A 20,748-nucleotide genomic window follows, 5' to 3' on the forward strand; every position below is an offset into this window, starting at 1 on the left:
AGGGAAACCGAGCGTGTGAAAACAAAAAAGGACTCCGGAAATCCCGGAGCCCAAATTCCAGAACCCTAAGCGCTTACACGAACGCGCCGTGGCAGTGCTTGACCTTTTTGCCCGAACCGCAGGGGCAAGGCGCATTGCGCGACAGGCCGACCAAGAGTTTCGGATCGAGCGGCGCGAGAGCCCCGACGTCGGAATCGTCACCCACGGCGTCATTTTCGCCCGTCGTCGGGTCGATATGGGTCGTCGCCAACAGAGCCGGATCGATGGCCGGGGTCGGCTCAGGACGCACCTGGATTTCGATATGACCCATCTGCGTGGTCACGAGTTCGCGGAGGTTTACGAGGAGGGCCTGGAATAGCTCATAGGCTTCCTGCTTGTATTCGGTCAGCGGATCGCGCTGGGCGATACCGCGCCAGCCGACGACCTTGGAGAGGTGGTCGAGCATCACGAGATGCTCGCGCCAGAGACCATCGATCGACTGCAGCAGGATGGACTTTTCCACCTGCCGCATGACCGCGCCATACTTCTCCGTCTTGGCCGCGATGACCCCGTCGGCCGCCTCGCGAATGCGGGTCTCGACCGTTTCGGCCTCGATGCCCTCTTGCTTGGCCCATTCGCTGACCGGCGCTTCGACATTGAGATAGGTCTTGGCGGCGGCTTCGAGCTGCTCGGTCTTCCACTGTTCGGGATAGGAGCGCGCGGGAATGGCCTTGGAGACGATATTGTCGACCACGTCGTGACGCATCTCGGCAATGGTCTCGCTGACGTCCTCGGCATCCATGAATTCGAGGCGCTGTTCGAAGATCACCTTGCGCTGATCGTTCATCACGTCGTCGTATTTGAGGATGTTCTTGCGGATGTCGAAGTTGCGCGACTCGACCTTGCCCTGGGCGCGTTCGATAGCCTTGGTCACCCATGGGTGAGTGATGCTTTCGCCCTGTTCCAGCCCGAGCTTGCCCAGCATGGAATCCATCGATTCCACCGGGAAGATGCGCATCAGGTCGTCCTGCAGCGACAGGTAGAACTTCGAGTGGCCCGGATCGCCCTGACGACCCGAACGGCCGCGCAACTGATTGTCGATACGGCGAGATTCATGCCGCTCCGTGCCGATCACCATCAGGCCGCCGGCAGCCAGCGCCTTCTGCTTTTCTTCGGCAATGGTCGCCTTGATCTCGGCGATCTTGGCCTCGCGTGCCGCGCCCTCAAGTTCGCCCGCCTCGCGCTCGATGCGCATTTCGAGATTACCGCCGAGCTGAATGTCGGTACCGCGACCAGCCATATTGGTGGCGATAGTGATGGCGCCCGGCAGGCCCGCATCGGCGACGATGAAGGCTTCCTGCTCGTGGTGGCGAGCGTTGAGCACGTTCATCTGGCCAACGTTCTTCTTGCGAAGAATGTCAGCCAGCATTTCCGATTTTTCAATGGACGTCGTGCCCACGAGCACCGGCTGGCCGCGCTCTTGGCATTCCTTGATCAATTCCGCGATCGCGTCGAATTTTTCCGCCGCCGTGCGATAGATCGCATCGTCTTCGTCGATACGCTGCACCGGCAGGTTGGTCGGAATGGTGACGACCCCGAGGCTATAGATGTCGGCGAATTCTTCCGCTTCCGTCGCCGCCGTACCGGTCATGCCGGCGAGCTTTTCATAAAGGCGGAAATAGTTCTGGAAGGTGATCGAGGCCAGCGTCTGGTTTTCCGACTGGATTTTGACGCGTTCCTTAGCTTCCAGCGCCTGATGCAGGCCCTCGGAATAGCGACGGCCCGGCATCATGCGGCCCGAGAATTCGTCGATGATCACCACTTCGCCGCCTTCGGGCGTATCGCGGGTGATGTAATCCTTGTCCTTGCGGAAGAGCTTGTGCGCGCGCAGCGCCGAATTGGCATGATGCACCAGCGCGACGTTTTCGACGTCATACATCGAGGAGCTCTTGAGGAGCCCCGCTTCGGCAAGCGCTGCTTCGAGCTTTTCGACGCCCTGGTCGGTAAAGGTCGCGGCGCGATGCTTTTCGTCGAGTTCGAAATCGCCTTCCCCGATGATCGGCATCAGCGCGTCGATCTTGATATACAGTTCGGACCGGTCTTCGGAGGGGCCGGAGATGATCAGCGGCGTACGGGCTTCATCGACAAGGATGGAGTCGACTTCGTCGACGATGGCGAAGGAGTGGCCGCGCTGCACCATCTGGGCGCGCGAATACTTCATATTATCGCGCAGATAATCGAAGCCGAATTCGTTATTGGTGCCGTAGGTGATGTCGGCCGCATAGTTTTCGCGGCGCTGCTGGTCGGTCAGGCCATGAACGATAATGCCGGTCGAAAGCCCGAGGAAATTGTAGATCTGCCCCATCCAGCCGGCGTCGCGGCGGGCGAGATAGTCGTTGACGGTCACGACGTGCACGCCTTTGCCCGCGAGCGCATTGAGATAGACCGCGAGGGTCGCGACCAGCGTCTTGCCTTCACCAGTGCGCATTTCGGCGATGGCGCGATCGTTGAGCACCATGCCCCCGATCAGCTGCACGTCGAAGTGGCGCATGCCGAGCACGCGCTTACTCGCTTCACGAACAGTTGCGAAGGCCGGCACGATCAGGTCGTCAATGCTGGCGCCCTTTTCGAGCTGGGCCCTGAATTCAACGGTACGAGCTTTCAGCTCGTCGTCGGTGAGCTTGGCGAGTTCGGGCTCCAGCGCATTGATCGCAGCGACCTTGCCCTGGTAGCGCTTGACCTGCCGATCCGACGGCGATCCGAAAATCCGCCGGGCGAGCGCAGCTAGAGCCATTCGTGTCATCCTTCAAATTCAGTGGCGTGGCGAAAGGGGCGGGCGGCTTGCTTGAGAGCGTTTTCGAACCCGGACCCCCCTCTGGTTCAGCGAACCAATGGAATGCTCCGGGGGCGCCAGCGGCCCATCTCGCCTCGTCACAACTCTGGGAGGCCTTTTTGGCTCCCCGTGTGGATTGATCCGTGGAGGACAAGGGCCGGTGCGGCAACCATGCTCCACGCTTTGAAAAAGCGGCTGAGATGTAAGAGTGAGGGGGTGTCTTGTCAATGTTGGCGAAATGGGCGACACCTCAGGCGCATGGCGGATGAGGCCTTTCCCAAGGCCGACCGAAAGCTGCCCGAAACCGGCACAATTTGGCCCCCTTGTTGTGTGAGGCACGGCACTTTCCGGGCCCGCCGCCCCGTTTGATCATGCCCGGCCCCCTCGGACCGGCCAAGGAGATCCAGGACGCTCATGATGAAGCTTTCCTCGCGCCTGTTGCGCACCATCTGTCTTGCAGCGCTTCTCGGCGCCGCGCCTGCTATCGGCAGTTTCGCCCAGGAAGCCCCTGCCCCGGCGGCCGCAGAAGTGGCGCCTGAAACCGTCGTCGCAACCGTTGGTGGGGAATCCATCACCGAAGCCGATCTCAGCTTTGCCGCCGAAGACCTGGCCCAGGACCTCGCGCAGATGCCGGCCCCTGAGCGCCGCGCCTTTTTGCTGCGCGTCCTTATCGACATGAAGGTTATGGCCGGCGCCGCCAAGACCGCGGGCATGGACCAGACCGAACTTTTCGCCCAGCGCCTCAACTATCTCAAGGAACGCGCCCTGCGCCGCGCCTACTTTGCCGACGCCATTGCCGGCCAGGTGACCGAGGAAGCCGTGCGCGCCGACTACGACAAGTTCGTCGCCGATTTCAAGCCGGCCGAAGAAGTCCACGCCCGTCACATCCTCGTCGAAACCAAGGAAGAGGCTGACGCCATCAAGGCCGAACTCGATACCGGCGGCGATTTCGCCACCATCGCGCAGGAAAAGTCGATCGATCCGGGTTCAGGCGCCAATGGCGGCGATCTCGGCTTCTTTTCCAAGGGCATGATGGTCCCCGAATTTGAAACCGCCGCCTTCGCGCTCGCCAATCCGGGCGATGTCTCGGCTCCCGTGCAGTCCCAGTTCGGCTGGCACATCATCAAGCTCGACGAAAAGCGGGAATCGAGCCCGCCGGCTTTCGAACAGATCGCCCCGCAAATCCAGCAGCAGGTGCTGATGCGCGTCTTCAACGAAAAGGTCGAAGAACTGATGGCCGGCGTCACCATCGACGTCACCGATCCCGAGCTCAAGGCCGCCATGGACGCCCAGGATGCCGCCCAGGCAACCCCCGCCGAAGGCGAAGCCGCACAGCAGTAATTTTGGTTTTTGGAATTTCGGGCCACCCGGTTTCGACTGGGTGGCCTTTTTGTTTTGGAAGGACGTATCGGCACGTACCGGAGTCGTCTCTCCCCTCGGCGTCATTCCCGCGAAAGCGGGAATCTCCGTTTAGCGAGGCAGAGATTCCCGCTTTCGCGGGAATGACGCGGAGAGAGAATGGAAGGCCGGGGTGCCCTATGCCTTCCGCTGATACCCCGCGCATCCCATCAGCACTCCATCAACCACCCCGTCGATAGCCTTCATCGCTTCCTCGACCCGCCCGATAAGAAGTTGGTGCCAAGCGAAGGACACGATCATGTCGACGATCAATTCGCCGTTCACGTCTTGAGAGACCTCGCCACGCGCCTTGGCGCGGTCCACGATCACCGCCGTCGCCTTTTTGCGCTCGGCCTGATAGGCGAACAGCACCGCAGCGGCATCCGGATCGCTCTGCGCTTCGGCAATGATCGCGCGATAGACCACGCCGCAAAGGCTGTCTTTCCAGAAACCGAGCAGGTGGTTTTCAAGGAGAGCCACGAGGTCGCCACGCAGCGTGCCCGTATCGGGAAAGCCGCGCGCATTCTTGAAGCGCTGATAGACATCGAGCATCAGCGCGGTGCGATTGGGCCACCAGCGGTAGATGGTTGGCTTGCCGGCCCGGGCGCGACGCGCCACCGCCTCGATGGAAAAGCCGCCTATGCCGCTCTCCTGCAGCACGGTTTCGGCCGCATCGAGAATGGCCTCCTGGCTCGCGGGATTCCGCCGCGCGCCAATCGAGCGGCGGGCGCCCTCGTCTGTGTCTTCAATGCTCGTTTCCATGGCTCTCTATATGGGACAAAAATATCCCAAAGAAAAGACTTGAACGAAACGGCTCGTTTCGATACATAACGGAACGTACCGTTTCGATAGAGGTCTAAAATGCCCTTCTCCGCCCGTGCCCGTATGGCCCTGCTTATGACCTTCGCGGTCTATCCCGTCGTCGTCGTTTACGCTGGTATCGTTGCTGCCTTCACTCCCGGCTGGGAATTCTGGCAGCGCAGCCTGATCCTCGTGCCCTTCATGGCGTCCACCATCGTCTTCTTCATCGTGCCTTTCATCCAGACCCGCTTTGGCGCCTTCATCGCCGGCAAGAAGAAGGCTTTGGCCTGAACCCTAGAAAGACCGCCGTTCAAAAGGCTCCACCGGAGCCTTTTGGCCTTCGGCACACGGCAAAGCTTGCGCCCGCCACACCTTTGAGGCACACCAAAATCCTCGTTTGCCTCTTCAAGGTTTTGCGCCATGGCTGCCCATCCGGTTTCCCCGCTTGCCCCCAAATCCTATCCGGACCTGCCCGCCATCGAGGGCGTGCGCTATGCGACGGCTGAAGCCGGCATCAAGTACAAGAACCGCACCGACGTGCTGCTCATGGCCTTTGACGAAGGCACCACCGCTGCCGGCGTTCTGACCCGCTCAAAATGTTCTTCCGCCGCCGTCGACTGGTGCCGCGCTAACCTGCCGGGCGGGAAAGCCCGCGGCCTCGTCGTCAATTCGGGCAATGCCAATGCCTTTACCGGCGCCAAGGGCAAGGACAGCGTCTTCCTGACCGCCGACTACGCCGCCAAGGCGCTCCGCTGCGCCACGAACGAAATTTTCCTCGCTTCGACCGGCGTCATCGGCGAGCCGCTCCCGGCCAGCAAATTTGCCGGCGTTCTCGATGAAGCCGCGACGCGTCTCGCTGAGACCCCGTGGATCGAGCCGGCCAAGGCCATCATGACCACCGACACGTTTCCAAAACTGTCGGGCGCCGTGCTCGACATCGATGGTGTCGAGGTCAAAATAAACGGCATCGCCAAGGGCTCGGGCATGATCGCGCCCGATATGGCCACCATGCTCTCCTTCGTTGTCACCGACATGCCCATCGCGGCCGAGGTGCTGCAGGCCCTGCTTTCCAAGCATGTCCAGAAGAGCTTTAATTCCATCACCGTCGACAGCGACACCTCGACCTCGGATACGCTCCTCGCCTTTGCCACCGGCAAGGCCAAGCTCGATCCGATCACCACGATCGAAGACCCGCGCGCCGAAATTTTTGGCGAGGCGCTCTTCGACGTTCTCTTCGAACTCGCCATTCTCACCGTGCGCGATGGCGAAGGCGCCACCAAGCAAGTGGCCGTCAATGTCGAAGGCGCCACCTCTGACGCCTCCGCCTTCCGCATCGCCAAGGCCATTGCCGACTCGCCGCTGGTCAAGACCGCCATTGCCGGGGAAGACGCCAATTGGGGCCGCGTCGTTATGGCCGTCGGCAAAGCCGGCGAACCCGCCGACCGCGACCGCCTCGCCATCCGTTTTGGCGACCTGCTCGTCGCCGAAAACGGCGAACGCGCCACGGGTTACGACGAAGCCGCCACCTCGGCCTATATGAAGGGTGAAGAACTCGAAGTGACCGTCTCCCTCGGCCTCGGCGAGGGCACAGCCACCGTCTATACCTGCGACCTCACCCACGGCTACATCACCATCAACGGCGACTACAGGAGCTGATTTTCGGCCCTTGCACTGGCCTAACCCCACCCACTCGATGTCACCCCGGCGAAGGCCGGGGCCCATCCTGAGATCTCAAGATGGATCCCGGATCAAGTCCGGGATGACAGCCGGCGGCTGGACGACAAAGAAGAAAAAGATGACCCAATCCCCCCTCCCCTCCGTCGAAACCTTCGAACGCGCCGGCCTCGAAGCCTGGCCCGGCATCGAAGTCAAATGGGATGGCAATTGGGTGCGCCGCGCTTCGGGCGGCTATACCAAGCGCGCCAATTCGGCCCAGTGCTTTGATCCCAATGACAACGAGGGTGCAGAAGACCGCATTATCGGCGCCAGCTCCTGGCTAATCGTCCGCGGCGTAAAACCCGTCTTTCGCATCACGCCCCTTTCCGCCCCAGCGCTCAATGAAGCGCTTGAGGATGCCGGCTGGGACGAGATCGACCACTCCCACCTCTACGCCATGCCGCTTGCCGCGCAGGAGCCGGACGCAGAGGGCAAACTCCTGCCGCTTCTCGACCCGGACTTTCTCACGGCCCAACAAAAGCTGAAGGCGGCCGACGAAGCCGAGATGGGCCGGATGAAAGCTCTGCTTGCCGTCATGAAAGTGCCGGCCACCGGCATCGTCATTTACCGCAACGGCGAGCCGGTGGCCTCGGGCCTCATGGCCATCTCCAACAACATCGTCATCACCGGCAATGTCATCACCGACCCGACGCGCCGCCGTCAGGGCCTCGCATCAGCCATGATGCGCACCGGCCTCAACTGGGCCCACGAAAAGGGCGCCACGATAGCCGCCCTCAACGTCCAGGCCGACAATCCCGCCGCACAGGCCCTCTACCAAAACCTCGGCTTTACCCACCAATACGACTACCACTATCGCATTCCGGGGGCGCCCAAATGAGCGAACAAAAGCCGATCCTGCTCGTCGTCGCCTGCGCGCTTATCGACACCGACCGCCGCGTGCTGATCGCGCAGCGCCCCGAGGGCAAGCACATGGCCAATATGTGGGAATTCCCCGGCGGCAAGGTCGAACCGGGGGAAACCCCGGAAGCCGCCATCATTCGCGAACTGCGCGAAGAGCTCGATGTCGAAACCAAGGAAGCGTGCCTCGCCCCGCTCTCCTTTGCCAGCCACACCTATGAGCATATGCACCTGCTGATGCCGCTCTATGTCTGCCGCCGCTGGCAAGGCACGCCCATCGCCAAGGAACATCAGGCATTAAAGTGGGTCCGCCCGCAGGCTCTGCGCGACTACCCCATGCCGCCCGCCGACGAGCCGCTGATCGCGGCGCTGTGTGATCTGCTTTAAAGGAGTGGCTAACGCAGTAGCCCTCATCCTGAGGCGCGAAGCGTAGCGAAGCCTCGAAGGGCGAGGGCGTGGCACCAGGGCCTCCACTCGCTCGCCCCGCGGTTCGAGGCCCTCGGGTCAAACCCGAGGGCACCTCACCAGGAGGGCTACGGCGGCATGGACCAACCCTGCAGCAGGCCTAATTCGGCCCCACCACCTTATACTTCGCCCCAACCCGCACCGGATCGCCGGGATAAAGATTGTTGAGGATGAAGAACAGGTCGCGGCCGCCCGGGATATTGGCCATTTGGGCGGCAAGCTTGTCCGCCGTATCGCCCGCCTTGGCGGTGATGATGCGCATTGAAAGCTTGCGGATCTGGTTAAGCTCGCTCGCATCGGCGCGCTTGAAACTTCTTATGGTCGCCTCTGCGCCCTGCGCAAAGCGCTGGCTGTCGGCCTTGGCCGCAAAGATGAAGCGATAGACCGCACCATCGAGCCGCATGACCGCGACGCGGAAGAACCACTGGTCCGTCTGCGCCAGGCCCGAGGCCATTTCGATGCCATTGTAATTGTGTGAGGTGACCGTCTCGGCCTTGAGCCCGGCGATCCAACCCGATTTGAGATAATCGGTCAGCGCCATATTGGCCTGCACATCGGCACTGTCGAAGCGCACGGCTTCGCCGTCGCCAGCCACCCCCACTACGGCACTCTGCGCCGTCTGCAGCGCATAGCCCTGCGGCACGGTGAAGGTGAATTTCGAGCCCGAATGGATGAAGCGATTGCCGACAATGGAGCCCTGGGATGGGCTGTCGCCAAAGGCCATGCCGGCAATAGCCGCCATATAGCCGTCGCGATCGGTCTCGCCGACGCTGGAACTGCCGAACATCTGCCGTGCCGTGTCCGCAGCCTTCTGGATGCGGGCGGGGGTCGATGGGTGCGAGGAGAGGAAGCCGCCGTCGCCCGCCTGATCGCCCGCCGAGAAAACGGCAAAGCGGCTCATGACGCCAAGGAAACGCGCCGCCGCCTGCGGATCGAACCCGGCCTTGCCGGCAAACTTGATGCCTTCGCGATCCGCTTCCAGTTCCTGGCTCTGCCCGAAGGCGGCCAGCGATTCGCGGGTGCGGTTGGCTGTGGCGTCAGTCGATGTGTCGCCGCCGAAAATGCCGGTGATGACGCGATCGACGATCTGCGTCGTCCGCGTCTTGTCGGTGCGGGCCCGTGCATGGCGCAGGGTCACGTGGGCGATTTCATGCGCCAGCACCGCCGCCAGTTCGCTCGTATCCGAAGCAAGCGCCAAAATACCGCGCGTCACATAGATATAGCCGCCCGGCAGGGCAAAGGCATTGACCTCGGACGTATCGAGAATCGTCACCTGGAATTGCGCATTGGGCTGGTCGGCCGCGGCCAAGAGCCGCCCGACGATGCGCGCCACCATGATTTCGGCCTCGCGGTCGGAATAGACCCCGCCATAGGCCGCAATGATGCGTGGGTGCTCGCGCCGGCCGATGACCACGTCATCGGGCTCGGTGCCTTCGGGCACGACGATAGGCGCGGGCATGTCCCCGGTACGGCTCACCGCCACCGACGACCCGGTGAGCGACGAACAGGCCCCCAGCGCCAGAAGCGACAGGGTCAGGGCGCCAAGGCGCAGTGTTTTTTTGGACAGAGAAAGCGCCGTCATCGCGTCGCCAAAACCTCAATCTGCTCGGGATGGGTTACTTCGATGCGCGGACCATCCCGATCGTCCACCCATCCACGAATGCGCACCAGTGCCCCCTCAAGCACCAATGGGTCTAGTTCATCCTTCTCGAAGAGCCGCAAGGCCGGTCCTTCGATCACGGCGGTGAAGTCTTCTTTCCAGAACCGGCCAAAATTGAGGAAAATGCGAGAGCCACTGCGGTCGGCGAGGAGTACTCGACCTTCCACCAGTTCATAATGTCCCACACGATCCAGCAATTCGCCTGGTCGGTCCGCCGCACGCACGCTGTAATAGGGATTGGCCCAAATGCCAAGTCGATCCGCACGGGCGCGCGCTTCGGCCGCAAAGAGCGGTTCAAGACATTGCCGGTTATCGGGGAAGGAATAGACCCGTGCCAGCCCCGCCCCGACCATGAAAAGCTGCGCCCAGACCTCGCCTTCTTCGGTTTCGACGAACATATGCGCCAAGACCCGCTCGTGCCGGTCTATCGCTTCGCCGCCAAAACCAAGGCGAACCGTTTTGTTCAGCGCGAGATCTGCCAGCGCCCGTTGCGCTTCGGGCGCCAGCGGCCAGGAAACGAAATCCTCTCGCCCCAGCGGCAGTTTTGGCGCCTGCGTGCCGATCAATCGAATCTTGCGCCCATCATCGAGAACAACGGTATCGCCGTCAGTCACTTCCACCACGACCCCACCCGGAGCCATGGTCAGACTCTCGCAGGCCAGCGGCGCGCTGGCGAGCAAGGCGAAAGCGGCCGTCGATATCAGCGTGGTCCCGCGCAAGACTCTGCCCCCGGCAACATTTCGTTCACCATAGGGACGATTAAGGCAAAAAAGCATTACCAGAACCTGACGGAACGCGATCACAGGCAAGAGAGATTGCCAATTTGATCGCGGACGGCCAAGTTGAAGGCCGCAAGGAGAGCGGCAATGAGCAAGACGGGTACCATCCGCACCGGCACCGCAGGCTGGGTTTTCGAGCCCTGGCGCGGCACATTCTTTCCCAAAGGCCTCGTCCAGAAGAAAGAGCTCAACTATGCCAGCCATCACCTGACCAGCATCGAAATCAACGCCACCTTTCGCGGCAACCAAAAACCGGACAGCTTCGCCCGATGGGCCGGCGAAACGCCCGAAGGGTTTCAGTTCTCGATCAAGGGCCCGCAACTCGTCACCCATATCAAGCGGCTGAAAAACTGCGAGGATGCGCTAGCCGGCTTCTTTGCCTCGGGGCCTCTTGCCCTTGGCGACCGTCTTGGCCCCTTCATCTGGCAATTGCCGCCCAATCTGAGCTTCGACGCTGCGAGCTTTTCCGCGTTCCTCGCCCAACTGCCGCGGGACATCGACACTTATCTCGCGCTCGCGAGCAAAGCCGATGGCGCCAAGGCCCCGCCCTATCTCGAACCCAATGGCAACAAGACCTTCCGCCACGCCGTGGAAATGCGCCACGAAAGCTTCAACACACCCGAAGCCCAAGCGCTTCTGCGCGAGCACAATGTCGCCCGCGTGATCGCCGACACGGCCGAAAACCCGCGCTTCGATCTCACCGCCGATTTCGCCTATTGCCGCCTGCAGGGCCCCGCCCGCCCGGGCGCCGCCGGCTATGAAGACGCCGACATTTCAGAACTCGCCAAAACCCTTGCCGGTTGGCGTGACGCCGGCACGGACACCTATGCCTATTTCGTCCACGAGGATAAATTACACGCGCCCGCCAATGCCATGGCGCTGGCCGAAAAACTCGGCATCAAGACGCCGCCCTGATCACGACACCGTGCCCCGCTGGCTTTTGCCACAAAGCGGGGCTAAGCCCCTGCCCCATCAAGCGTCACTCGAGAATTACCATGGCCATCGCGTCCCGCCGTCCCCTCGACAAGCTCGCCGCCGGCGCCGCTTTTTTCCTCGGCTTTGCCACCATCCTTGGCGCGCTCGGCAGCCAATATATCGGCGGCCTCTATCCCTGCGAACTCTGCCTCGAACAACGCATGGCCTATTATTGGGGCCTGCCGCTTCTGGCGCTGATTTTGGTCCTTTGGAACCGTCTGCCGCTGCCCGCCTGGTACACCGGCATGGCCGTGGTCACCGCCATATTCGCTTGGGGCACCTATATGGGCGCCTATCACGCGGGCGTCGAATGGGGTTTTTGGCCCGGCCCCACCGCCTGCACCGGCGTCGGCGACAGTTTCAGTTTTGACCAGCTCAACAGCATGACCCCGGTCATCGGCTGCGACGTCGTGCAGTTCCGCTTCGTCGGCCTTTCGCTGGCGGGTTACAACGCGCTGATTTCGCTGGCGATGGTTGCGCTGCTGATCGGGGCGATGGTGTTTCAGGCACGGCGTAAGGGCTGATATCAGCGCTTAGTTTTCTCCGAGCACTGCGCGTATATCCAGGAGGCTGGAGAATACACGCACGACCAAGACCTCATCGCCGTCCACCCGATAGATAATTGAGTATCGGCCGTAGACCCGCCGCCGGTAGCCTCGGTTCTCGTAGTCCTCCAGTTGGGCAAACCGAAAAGGCGCATCCCCGAGGCCCACGCATGCGTCCCACAATTCACGAGCAAAGCTGCCTGCTCGCATCGGATTATCTTCGGCGATAAAATCAGCAATTGCCTCTATATCTGCTTCGGCAAGACCTGAGATGTTGACACGCATCAGCCACGCGCCTTTGTCATTGCCTCATACTTTGCGACGAGCCGTTCGAAAACCTCTTCGACCGGCTTCATTCGCCCCGCGGCAATGTCTTCTTCGCCCGCCAGCAAGGCGGCGTCCAGCTCCCGCAGCCGCGCCTCGCGCTCCTGCACCAGCCGCACGCCTTCGCGCAAAACTTCGCTCTTTGAGTTGTAACGCCCGTGCTCGACGAGATCGCTCACGACCTTTTCGAGCACTTCGCCTAGGTCCGCACTGATCGCCATGGCTCAATCTCCATCATTGGCACCAACCAATAATAGTTATTAAACCAACAACCCGCAAGCCTCACGGCTCCAGCTCGATGTCCCAATAGAGATAATCGAGCCAACTCTTGTGCAAATGGTTCGGCGGAAACGCCCTGCCATTATTGTGCAAGTCATGCACCGTCGGCGCAAAGGGAGCCTGATGCGGGAACATTTTTATCTCGCTCGGCATCCGATTGGCCTTGCGGAGGTTACACGGCGCGCAGGCCGCGACCACGTTCTCTTCTGTAGAGCTAGAAAAACATATTGTTGGGTCCGGGGGGAGCACTCGAGCATGCGACCGATGTCGAATGAGGGTGGGCCGGCGGAGGGGCCCCCACCTAGCGGAGGAGCCGGACCACCCCTGCTGGATGCAATTGTCCGCACCGACTCTAAACTTCGTAGATCACGCCGGTATTCGACCGAGGCTACAATTTGGCTCAGCAGCCGTGTCTTTCCGCAGACTAACTTGAGGGCACCTTAGTCGTCCTCGCGCTCCTGCAACGAAGGAGTGTCGCTAAGCTCTGGAGAGGGGCCGTTCCAGCCTTTCGGCATTCTTACGCCCCAGCCGCCTTCTTCATCCGCCTTGACGAAACGCACCCCTTGTCGCTCGAATTCGGCTTGCACGGCTTTGAAAGTGCTCTGTCCGTTATCCTCGCCATTTTCCATGCGGATGACCGACCGACGGCTCACGTTGATCATCGCGGCCACATCGGCCTGGCTATAGCCAAAGGCTACCCGCACAGCTTTGAGGATATGGATGTTGGTGCTCATGCGCTTTGGCATGGCACACGACATTTGGCGCTGCCAGCGGCAACGGGAAATAGTCCATAAGTCACGTTATGCTTGTCACTTCAAGTGACAAAATATGTCACTTGGTGTGACAATCCGTCTGTGCTGTTACCCTACAAAGGATTACGAAACCGACGGAGTAAGCGAACAGACGATCGCATTTCCGAATCACCAAGCGTGGATGGAGCACAGATGCTGAGCTATCGGTCGACGGGGTTTCTTGATCCATCTGCAGCACAAGCCGAACTGAGCCGACTTCAAGTGTTAGCCACCGACATCGAGAGCCTTCTAAACGGCGAGCCGGTATCCCGCCGGGTTTTGGCAGCAGCCCCACTACTCGTAGGTTGGAGCGTGGCTCGACCACACGCCGTCGCGTTGGCAGCTCTGGCGATAGATCACCCCGAGGCCGCCTCCAGTATGGAAAGTCGGCTGACCTCCACCGTCGTCATCGAAAACCAAGAAGGCGGTTGGGTGAGAACATTAGGGCGCTTTTACCGCCTCGGACAGAAGTTTGACGGCGACGGGGTCTGGGGAGATCCGAGCCCCGACATCGGGGGGGGCCGATAATGCTTCTCTTTGAGCAGAACGGCTTCGCAGACCCGGTCGCTGCCTGGCAGAAAATTGAAAAGCTCGAGGCATTGGCACGCGACCTCCGTCGCATGCTTCAAGGCGAGGGGCTTTCTCCCGGCGAGCTAGAAGCGGCTACCACCATCTCTAACTGGATCGCAATTGACCGCAGAGTGCCGGCACTCGTCGGCTTTGTTGCTGACCATCCAGACCTCCCAGGGAGCCTTCAGGGGCGCCGGCTAGTCACAACTAGCGAAATCGCAGTCTGGGGCAACAGCGAATGGGTCAGGACCGCCTCGCGCTACTACAGGTTTGGCGAGCCTTTCGAACCTCTTAATTTGTCGGAAGCCGCGAAATGACGCGCATTGCTGTGCTGAGCGACTTACATCAAGAATTCACTTTGGCAGACGGGCTAACTGCCTCGGCACAATTCTTTGCACCACGCCCCATGCGCGATGATGCCGATGTGATCGTTCTTGCCGGCGACGTCCACGTACCGGCGACGCGATCTCTTGACTGGATCGCTAGGAATTTCAGCGACATTCCGGTCGTCTATGTGCTCGGAAATCACGATTATTATCAGTCTTCTCAATCCGGCGACGAAGGATTGCAAACCTATCTGCAGGTCCTGAATGGCGCCCGAGAACGAGCCAATCAACTCGGTATCCATCTCCTCGAGAATGACACCGTCGAAATCGCCGGTGCGCGGTTCATCGGGGCGACCCTCTGGACCGATTTCCGACTCGGTTTCGACCCGCCCATGTTTGAAAAAATGAGGGCCGCCAGAGGCAGAGATGGGATGAATGATTACCGCCGCATCAAGCGCCCCTCACAGAAGAATCCTGGGCAGCGTCGGCGAATGCGGCCCATCGACACAATAGGCCTCCACATCGGCACGCTGAACTACATCCGCGACGCCTTCAGGGTACCGTTTGAGGGGCCAATGGTGATGGTAAGTCATCACGCTCCGCATCCAAATTCGCTGCACTCGGATCGCTTCGGATATCTGGATCACTGCTATGCCAGCGACTTAAGCGCAATCCTTCAGCGACCCGAAGCCCCAGACCTCTGGATCCATGGGCACATTCACAAAAGATCGGATTACTGGATTGGAAAGACGAGGATTGTCGCAAATCCGTGGGGCCTTCGGTTTACCCAGGATGGCTATTCACGCGACTTCGATCCGCACCTGATCATCGAACTCTAGCGATGAAGATTTGGGTTTTCAGCGACCTTCATCGTCGTCGTCGAGGCACCCCTTGGAACCTTGCGCTAAGTCCCGTGCAAGCGGACCTCGCAGTCTGTGCCGGCGATTTGACTGACGGCGACCCAGAGGATGGGGTCGCCTGGCTAGCGCACTACGTCAGGCCACATATGCCCGTGGTCTACGTGGCCGGGAATCATGAGTTCTACAACCGTTATGCGAGCATGGAGGACCTGAAAGAGAAGGCGAAAGAGCGGGCGGTTCAGTTGGGGATTGACCTCCTCGACAACGAATTCGTCGACATCGGCGATATCCGTGTCTTCGGCAGCACGCTCTGGTCTGATTTTGACTTTTTCGCCCGGGGCGACGAGGCACGGCGGCAACGTGATATGGCGTGGTGTGAGATGTACATGAATGACTTTCGGCTCATCCGGCCGGAGGAGAATTCGCCGGAAATTTGGACTGCCGCTCGAGCTCGCAAAGAGCACCTCATTTCGCGAACCTGGCTAGAGACCGCCATGGGAGTGACGGACCGGCGCAAGGTAGTTGTGACCCACAACGCGCCCCACCCCGGCTCGGTCGCCCCCAGGTTCAGCACCGATCCACTGACCGCCGCTTTCGTTAGCGATCTGACGGGTACTATTGAGAGGCATCATCCGGAACTCTGGATTCACGGCCATACTCACACCTCATTTGACTATTGGGCGGGAGCGACGAGGGTGATCTGCAACCCGCGCGGGTACACGGGCGAGAACATGTTGGGGTTCGATCCTGCGATGGTGATCGAGATTTGACTGACTGCTGGCTTGAAAGTGCCTTTTAAGTAGAGGTTTGCCTCTCAATGTAGATGACAAAAAGAGCGCCTAGTTGTTCGTACCTCACGCGGTACACAAGGCCCGAATCCTAAAGAGTGCAACAGGAAGTCGTGGACACGGCTTTTGAGCGCTTGCGAATGCTTGGATGCCAGCCTTAATAATTGACGGCGCAGATGTTTTTCATCTCTTTGGGGGAGCTTCGGTGGACGAAAACTCAATCAGTCTATCGAATGTCGGTGATGTCCGGACAAAGCAACGTCTCCGAGGCCTTATGGCCAAGGGCTCATCGGAGAAGAATGTCACGGACACGATGAATAACCTTCGGCGAGATCTGCCGAGCGAGGATGCTGCAGCGGTTGCAGCAATACTCTTCAATCATCCCTTGCTCGCCAAACTTGAGTTGACCGACGATTTCCCTCTCGTGCCTCCCACTCTCGGAAACATCGTGCGTTTGACGGACATGCCGCTAGAGCATGAGCTTATTTTTCTCGCCGAGCGTGTCGCTAAGAATCGGGTTCAACTCTTCGAAGCTATCAAGGTCCTTGAGCAAACTAATGACGCGATTTCATCGCGGAATGCTGGCCGAATAGTCACTATGCTCGCGCGACTGAAGTTGATCTCGGGCTATTCGTTAACTTATTTGCGGAAGGTCGCATATCTTTATTCTACAACTGCGCCGGGCTCGGAACTCAGGAGCATCTGTGCGGAGGAATTAAAGCTGTTTGGGCTTCAGCGGCGCCACGTGGTCCCATTGGCCCTTACCGATTTGATGGACCAAGATTACGAATACTCTCTAACCAGAAGCTCGCTTCTCGATTTTGCCAAGGAGAGTGAGCAGAACAATCGAAAGAATGCGGCTGAAGTTCTGCGTTTCTACTTCAGGCCAATTCGAGCCTCGGAAGTGGATATAGCTTCGCAAATTCAGACGCTTGGGTCGTTCTCCTTGCTTGACGGTGTCCTAAGCGCAGTAGCGCATTTTCTTGCTCCCGAACCGATTGCCAAAATCAGGTCACGGGTGCCCGAGTTGTTCCCCGCTGAGATACTGACTTCGATAAAACTTCTAAATAGAAGCATAGATAAGATCGCTCGGTCCATTGTCTCAAAAGATGGACACATGTATCTGGACAGCACTTTCTATCGGTCGAGCATTGCCTTCATTGAAGCACCTCGGGTGGTGGCCTTCAGAGACGCTATAGACAGCTACTATGGTGATAGCTTGGATGGTTTTGGAGTCTTGAGGACAACCAAGGCAGCCGACAGCTTTTTCGGTGACGTACCTTCAATTACGAAACTTGCAGTGTCCCCTGAAGTCATCACTGTATCTGTTGATCGGTACAACAACGATAGCTCGGGTCCATTCATTCGATCGATTGCCTTCGTGCGATCTGTCCAGGGGGGCGCGACCGCCTCTGATCTCGATGAGGACCAGCTGATATGTTTGATGGCAAATACTATTGCTTTGGAGAAGATGCTCTCCGAAGATGAGATCAGGTCGTTCTTCAAGTACTCAACTGACCAAATCTCTAAGTACATCATGCTGGCACTCGTGACTGCCAAGAGCGGCAAGAGTGCTCATGACCACGCGCTCCGACGGGTTCTGCAGGACATTGTACTTAAGCGGTTTTCTGGGAGTTTGGTCAATTTTGCGGAGTGGCTTTTCGAGCGAGGACCTTCTGTCGCTGAGCACTTGGTGGGGCTTTGCACAGAGGGCTTCCTCGTACAGCTATACCACCTCCTTCCCACCACGGATGAGGTCTTTGAAAGCCGAGCTGCGCTTCTGGATTGGTTCGCCGACAAATTCAATGAACCTTCCGCGAGAGAGCGAGCTAAGACTCTTCGGCTCGACAAACGACTTCAGCGTGTCCGTGGCGAAATTAATGATGTCCGCATCTACGTTGACCACGTACGTTTTACGCTTTGGCTGCAAGACAATACGATTGACGAGCTGAGTGCGGCCTTCCGAAGTGGGGACATTTCGGAAGAGGACATTTCGACATTCAGTGGGGAAGGTGGCTATCCGGAATTCAGTACGCCAACAGGTCGCTTAGCAGCGGTACTTCAAAAGGCATTTGCGGAGTTTTGCGCCGACAAGCGGTATGGTGTTGACTCATACATCGGTCGACGAATTAGGCACGGCACTCTTTTTGGGTATCTCGCAACCCAAATGGAGCCACTTCTAGGCAAACAGGAATACAAGGACCTTCTGTCTACCGAGGCAGGGGGGCGCCTCAACGCTTGGATTGACGATTACCGCCAATCGGTGACGACTTTCGGGACAGAACTACTTCAAGTTCGCTCCAAAAAGAAACCTCGTGGACTTTTGAACCCGAATATATTCGGCGCCCGGAGAATGGGGTATACGCGCGATGCAATTCGAGACCTCTCTCGCCAGTATAGGGAAACTAAGAGTTTAGCTGTCGTACAGCAGAGCATCATAGAGCATTGTTGGAGAATACTGGAACAGGACCTTTCTGTCATTCGCTTGGCCTTTGATGAATTTAGGCGGCACCAGGGAAATATGCCAAAGTCTTTGGCGGAACGAGGAGTGCCTGAGCAGGCAAAATTAGTCGCCGCATCTCTTGTTCGCGAAGTCAACCGGTTTACTGAGGAAAGAATACGCAACGCGTCAAACTGGTTCGCCAAACCAACTAATCTCTCTCCTTCAGCACCTTTTTCACTGCTGTTCGAGGCAGTGATGGATGAGGTGACTGAGCACTTCCCCGACTTTGAGCCTAAAGTTGAGATAGCAGGAGAGGATGACGTTACACTCCTAGGCGTTATGTACCATCACATGTATGACTTCTTGTATGTGATCATTTTCAATGCTGCGAAACACGGGCACCGCAAGGGCAAGGTGACTCGGCGAATTGAATTTAGTCAAACGGACATGATCATTAAGTCCATGACAATAACTGTGTCGTCAGAGATTGCTGAGGACGACACAGAAGAGGCGGTAAAAATGCGCGTTGAGGATGCCCTGTCCGGTAACTTGGACGATGCGATGGTCATCGAAAACCGCAGTGGGATCATGAAACTGCGACGCATGGAAGCCGATATTCGGGAGATTGAGAGCATCGACATGGCGATCGCCGATCGCGTGATCTCATTCGCTTGTCGCGTGAGGACCCAAGAATAGTATGGTCCCCAGTATCCTCGTCGTTGAAGACGATGACTTCAAACTAGATCGAATACGAGAGGCTATTCGGTCAGCGTTGCCAAATGCGCGGGTGGAGGTTGCCGACTCAGTACAACGGGCAATTGGAAAGCTCGAGGGTATCTATTCCCTTATAGTTCTGGACATGGCGCTTCCAAGCCACACAGTGAAGGCGGGCGCAAGTCCAGCTACCTCGTTGCCATCGGGAGGCATAGAGGTGCTGCTGGAGCTGGCTTATCTCGGCAGAACAGACATGGTCGTTGTGGTGACCCAATATCCGGAAATCGAGATTGATGACACCCTCTATCCAACTCCAACAGCAATCAAAGCTTTCCATGCCGCGCAGATGATGAACGTGACCGAGGTTCTTAAGTATGAGCCCGAAGGTTCGGATTGGGCTGTTCGGCTAGTCAATATTGTGAGCAGCCTATGAAGATCCTTATTGTTGAGGACGACGCCGGGAAGTATGCGAAAATCGCCGGCCATGTTGAGCGCACTCATGAAGGTGGAGCTCTAGAATTGCGACGAGCTTCATTTTTTGCTCATGCTCAAAAACTTCTTTATAGTGAGCAGTTTGACTTAGTAGTTTTAGATTTGATGCTGCCGTTACGAGAGGACGATCAAGACACCGTCGATGTGTCGGAGGAGATCATCGAGACCGTGCAAGGCAGCGAGCACTGCCATTATTCGGTGATATTAGCGCTATCGTCGTTTTCTGACATCGTCGACAACCAGCTGAAGCGTTTCTCTGACGCTGGCATTTTGCTTGCTTCGTTCGATGGAGAAAGCAACGATCCCAAGTGGCCAGCCAAAATTACTCGAGCGATGAGTGCGGCTAAAGACAGGTCCGTCTTTGACTTTGTCGTTATCTGTGCTCTGGAACTCGAGCGAAAAGCATTCGAGAAAACCGGCGCCACACTCGGAGATTACCGGAGTATTTCGGGTTTGGACTGCCTTGAGATTTCGATCGGAGATCTCTCGGGGGTCTGTGTTTGCCTACCTAGAATGGGGTTGGTGAACGCGTCCCTCGTCACTGCACGAGTGTTGGAGAAATTCAATCCGAAACTAGTGGCGATGTCCGGAATATGTGCCGGTGTATCAGGAAAAGCCAGCATTGGAACCATCGTTGTGGCAGACATGTGTTGGGAGTATCAGGCTGGGAAATGGTCCAACGACAACTTCCGGATGGAGCACTTTGATTCCAATCTCACACTAGACGTGCGAACCAAGCTGGCTCAGATGCTAGCTGAGGACAACCAGATGCTGGACATGAAGATTGGACTTATTGAAGATAAAGCGTTGTTCGAAAAGATAATTCTTCAACCTATGGCCACCGGGTCGGCAGTGGTGGCGGATAAAAACCGCATGGAGGAGATCACGGCACAGCATCGTCAGATGGCGGCTTTAGATATGGAGATGTACGGCGTCTATAAAGCTGCTGAGTTTGCGAGCCCTCGACCAATTTTCTTCGGAGCGAAGACAGTGGTAGATGTCGGAGACGAAAAGAAGAGCGACACATTCCAAGAGTACGGGTCGATTGTCTCGGCCAGGTTCCTGGTTCGAGCAATTGATCGTCTGCTGGCGTCGGTTTGAGTTAAATTTACCCAACGGATTTGCGCCCTCGCTGGATTTGCACTCCAAGCT

At 58.5% G+C, this 20,748-nt stretch carries 20 protein-coding genes and 1 pseudogene; 13 read left to right on the forward strand and 8 right to left on the reverse strand.

Features of this window, described 5'->3' with window-relative positions; all coding sequences use genetic code 11:
* Positions 1–73 precede the first annotated feature (73 nt).
* On the reverse strand, positions 74–2,773 hold the full coding sequence (secA, locus tag ASD83_RS13870) for a preprotein translocase subunit SecA (RefSeq protein ID WP_056311799.1): 2,700 nt from the start codon (positions 2,771–2,773) through the stop codon (positions 74–76).
* 453 nt (positions 2,774–3,226) lie between these two features.
* Between secA and ASD83_RS13875 the strand changes: the two genes are divergently transcribed.
* On the forward strand, positions 3,227–4,153 hold the full coding sequence (locus tag ASD83_RS13875; RefSeq protein ID WP_244489174.1) for a peptidylprolyl isomerase: 927 nt from the start codon (positions 3,227–3,229) through the stop codon (positions 4,151–4,153).
* Between the two features lie 195 nt (positions 4,154–4,348).
* Here the strand turns inward: ASD83_RS13875 and ASD83_RS13880 are convergent, their stop codons facing one another.
* The gene (locus tag ASD83_RS13880; RefSeq protein ID WP_056311801.1) at positions 4,349–4,972 is read right to left on the reverse strand and encodes a TetR/AcrR family transcriptional regulator; all 624 of its coding nucleotides are present in this window, start codon (positions 4,970–4,972) and stop codon (positions 4,349–4,351) included.
* A 99-nt stretch (positions 4,973–5,071) separates the two neighbouring features.
* On the opposite strand from ASD83_RS13880, the gene ASD83_RS13885 reads away from it, so the two are divergent.
* The 4 genes from ASD83_RS13885 to mutT all read left to right on the forward strand — a co-directional run bounded on the left by ASD83_RS13885 (position 5,072) and on the right by mutT (position 7,972).
* A complete protein-coding gene (locus ASD83_RS13885) occupies positions 5,072–5,302 on the forward strand; it encodes a hypothetical protein (RefSeq protein WP_156385960.1) in 231 nt (76 codons plus the stop codon).
* 129 nt (positions 5,303–5,431) lie between these two features.
* A complete protein-coding gene (gene argJ, locus ASD83_RS13890) occupies positions 5,432–6,667 on the forward strand; it encodes a bifunctional glutamate N-acetyltransferase/amino-acid acetyltransferase ArgJ (RefSeq protein WP_056311805.1) in 1,236 nt (411 codons plus the stop codon).
* Positions 6,668–6,806: 139 nt separating this feature from the next.
* Entirely contained in the window at positions 6,807–7,565 is a 759-nt protein-coding gene (locus ASD83_RS13895) for a GNAT family N-acetyltransferase (protein ID WP_162249167.1), read from the forward strand.
* Positions 7,562–7,972 (forward strand): 8-oxo-dGTP diphosphatase MutT, encoded by a 411-nt coding sequence (mutT, locus tag ASD83_RS13900; RefSeq protein WP_056311808.1) that lies wholly within the window; start codon positions 7,562–7,564, stop codon positions 7,970–7,972. Before ASD83_RS13895 ends, mutT begins: the two co-directional genes overlap by 4 nt.
* 178 nt (positions 7,973–8,150) lie before the next feature.
* Here mutT and ASD83_RS13905 read toward each other — a convergent pair whose 3' ends face one another.
* Positions 8,151–9,632, reverse strand: coding sequence for a M48 family metalloprotease (locus ASD83_RS13905; protein WP_056311810.1), 1,482 nt, complete (start codon positions 9,630–9,632; stop codon positions 8,151–8,153).
* Positions 9,629–10,429 carry a thermonuclease family protein gene (locus ASD83_RS13910; RefSeq protein WP_244489175.1) on the reverse strand — a complete coding sequence of 267 codons (801 nt, stop codon included), beginning with the start codon at positions 10,427–10,429 and terminating at the stop codon, positions 9,629–9,631. The genes ASD83_RS13905 and ASD83_RS13910 overlap by 4 nt, the downstream gene beginning before the upstream one ends.
* A gap of 147 nt (positions 10,430–10,576) precedes the next feature.
* Between ASD83_RS13910 and ASD83_RS13915 the strand changes: the two genes are divergently transcribed.
* Both ASD83_RS13915 and ASD83_RS13920 read left to right on the forward strand, forming a co-directional pair.
* Complete coding sequence (locus tag ASD83_RS13915) at positions 10,577–11,404, forward strand: DUF72 domain-containing protein (RefSeq protein ID WP_082561184.1); 828 nt, start codon at positions 10,577–10,579, stop codon at positions 11,402–11,404.
* Positions 11,405–11,484: 80 nt separating this feature from the next.
* Positions 11,485–11,988 carry a disulfide bond formation protein B gene (locus tag ASD83_RS13920; protein ID WP_056311812.1) on the forward strand — a complete coding sequence of 168 codons (504 nt, stop codon included), beginning with the start codon at positions 11,485–11,487 and terminating at the stop codon, positions 11,986–11,988.
* A 9-nt stretch (positions 11,989–11,997) separates the two neighbouring features.
* On the opposite strand, the gene ASD83_RS13925 is transcribed toward ASD83_RS13920, so the two are convergent.
* The 4 genes and pseudogenes from ASD83_RS13925 to ASD83_RS13940 all read right to left on the reverse strand — a co-directional run bounded on the left by ASD83_RS13925 (position 11,998) and on the right by ASD83_RS13940 (position 13,346).
* Positions 11,998–12,294: a type II toxin-antitoxin system RelE/ParE family toxin gene (locus ASD83_RS13925; RefSeq protein ID WP_056311814.1), complete on the reverse strand. Its 297-nt coding sequence runs from the start codon at positions 12,292–12,294 to the stop codon at positions 11,998–12,000.
* Positions 12,294–12,554 carry a type II toxin-antitoxin system ParD family antitoxin gene (locus ASD83_RS13930; RefSeq protein ID WP_056311816.1) on the reverse strand — a complete coding sequence of 87 codons (261 nt, stop codon included), beginning with the start codon at positions 12,552–12,554 and terminating at the stop codon, positions 12,294–12,296. Before ASD83_RS13930 ends, ASD83_RS13925 begins: the two co-directional genes overlap by 1 nt.
* A gap of 61 nt (positions 12,555–12,615) precedes the next feature.
* Positions 12,616–12,828, reverse strand: a pseudogene (locus ASD83_RS13935) (HNH endonuclease); the annotation flags it as partial.
* Between the two features lie 224 nt (positions 12,829–13,052).
* Positions 13,053–13,346 (reverse strand): helix-turn-helix transcriptional regulator, encoded by a 294-nt coding sequence (locus tag ASD83_RS13940; RefSeq protein WP_162249168.1) that lies wholly within the window; start codon positions 13,344–13,346, stop codon positions 13,053–13,055.
* Between the two features lie 584 nt (positions 13,347–13,930).
* On the opposite strand from ASD83_RS13940, the gene ASD83_RS13950 reads away from it, so the two are divergent.
* From ASD83_RS13950 to ASD83_RS13975, 6 genes are all read left to right on the forward strand, one after another.
* Positions 13,931–14,290, forward strand: a complete 360-nt coding sequence (locus tag ASD83_RS13950) for a DUF6634 family protein (RefSeq protein WP_056311823.1) — start codon at positions 13,931–13,933, stop codon at positions 14,288–14,290.
* On the forward strand, positions 14,287–15,138 hold the full coding sequence (locus ASD83_RS13955; protein ID WP_082561186.1) for a metallophosphoesterase: 852 nt from the start codon (positions 14,287–14,289) through the stop codon (positions 15,136–15,138). The genes ASD83_RS13950 and ASD83_RS13955 overlap by 4 nt, the downstream gene beginning before the upstream one ends.
* A 2-nt stretch (positions 15,139–15,140) precedes the next feature.
* Entirely contained in the window at positions 15,141–15,929 is a 789-nt protein-coding gene (locus ASD83_RS13960; RefSeq protein ID WP_056311827.1) for a metallophosphoesterase, read from the forward strand.
* A 292-nt stretch (positions 15,930–16,221) separates the two neighbouring features.
* The gene (locus ASD83_RS13965; protein ID WP_156385962.1) at positions 16,222–19,086 is read left to right on the forward strand and encodes a hypothetical protein; all 2,865 of its coding nucleotides are present in this window, start codon (positions 16,222–16,224) and stop codon (positions 19,084–19,086) included.
* Position 19,087: 1 nt separating this feature from the next.
* Positions 19,088–19,537, forward strand: coding sequence for a response regulator transcription factor (locus tag ASD83_RS13970; protein WP_056311832.1), 450 nt, complete (start codon positions 19,088–19,090; stop codon positions 19,535–19,537).
* Positions 19,534–20,697, forward strand: a complete 1,164-nt coding sequence (locus tag ASD83_RS13975; protein ID WP_056311833.1) for a hypothetical protein — start codon at positions 19,534–19,536, stop codon at positions 20,695–20,697. Before ASD83_RS13970 ends, ASD83_RS13975 begins: the two co-directional genes overlap by 4 nt.
* Positions 20,698–20,748 lie beyond the last annotated feature (51 nt).

This window comes from Devosia sp. Root685 (genome assembly GCF_001427875.1).
In the GTDB taxonomy this organism is placed as follows: domain Bacteria; phylum Pseudomonadota; class Alphaproteobacteria; order Rhizobiales; family Devosiaceae; genus Devosia.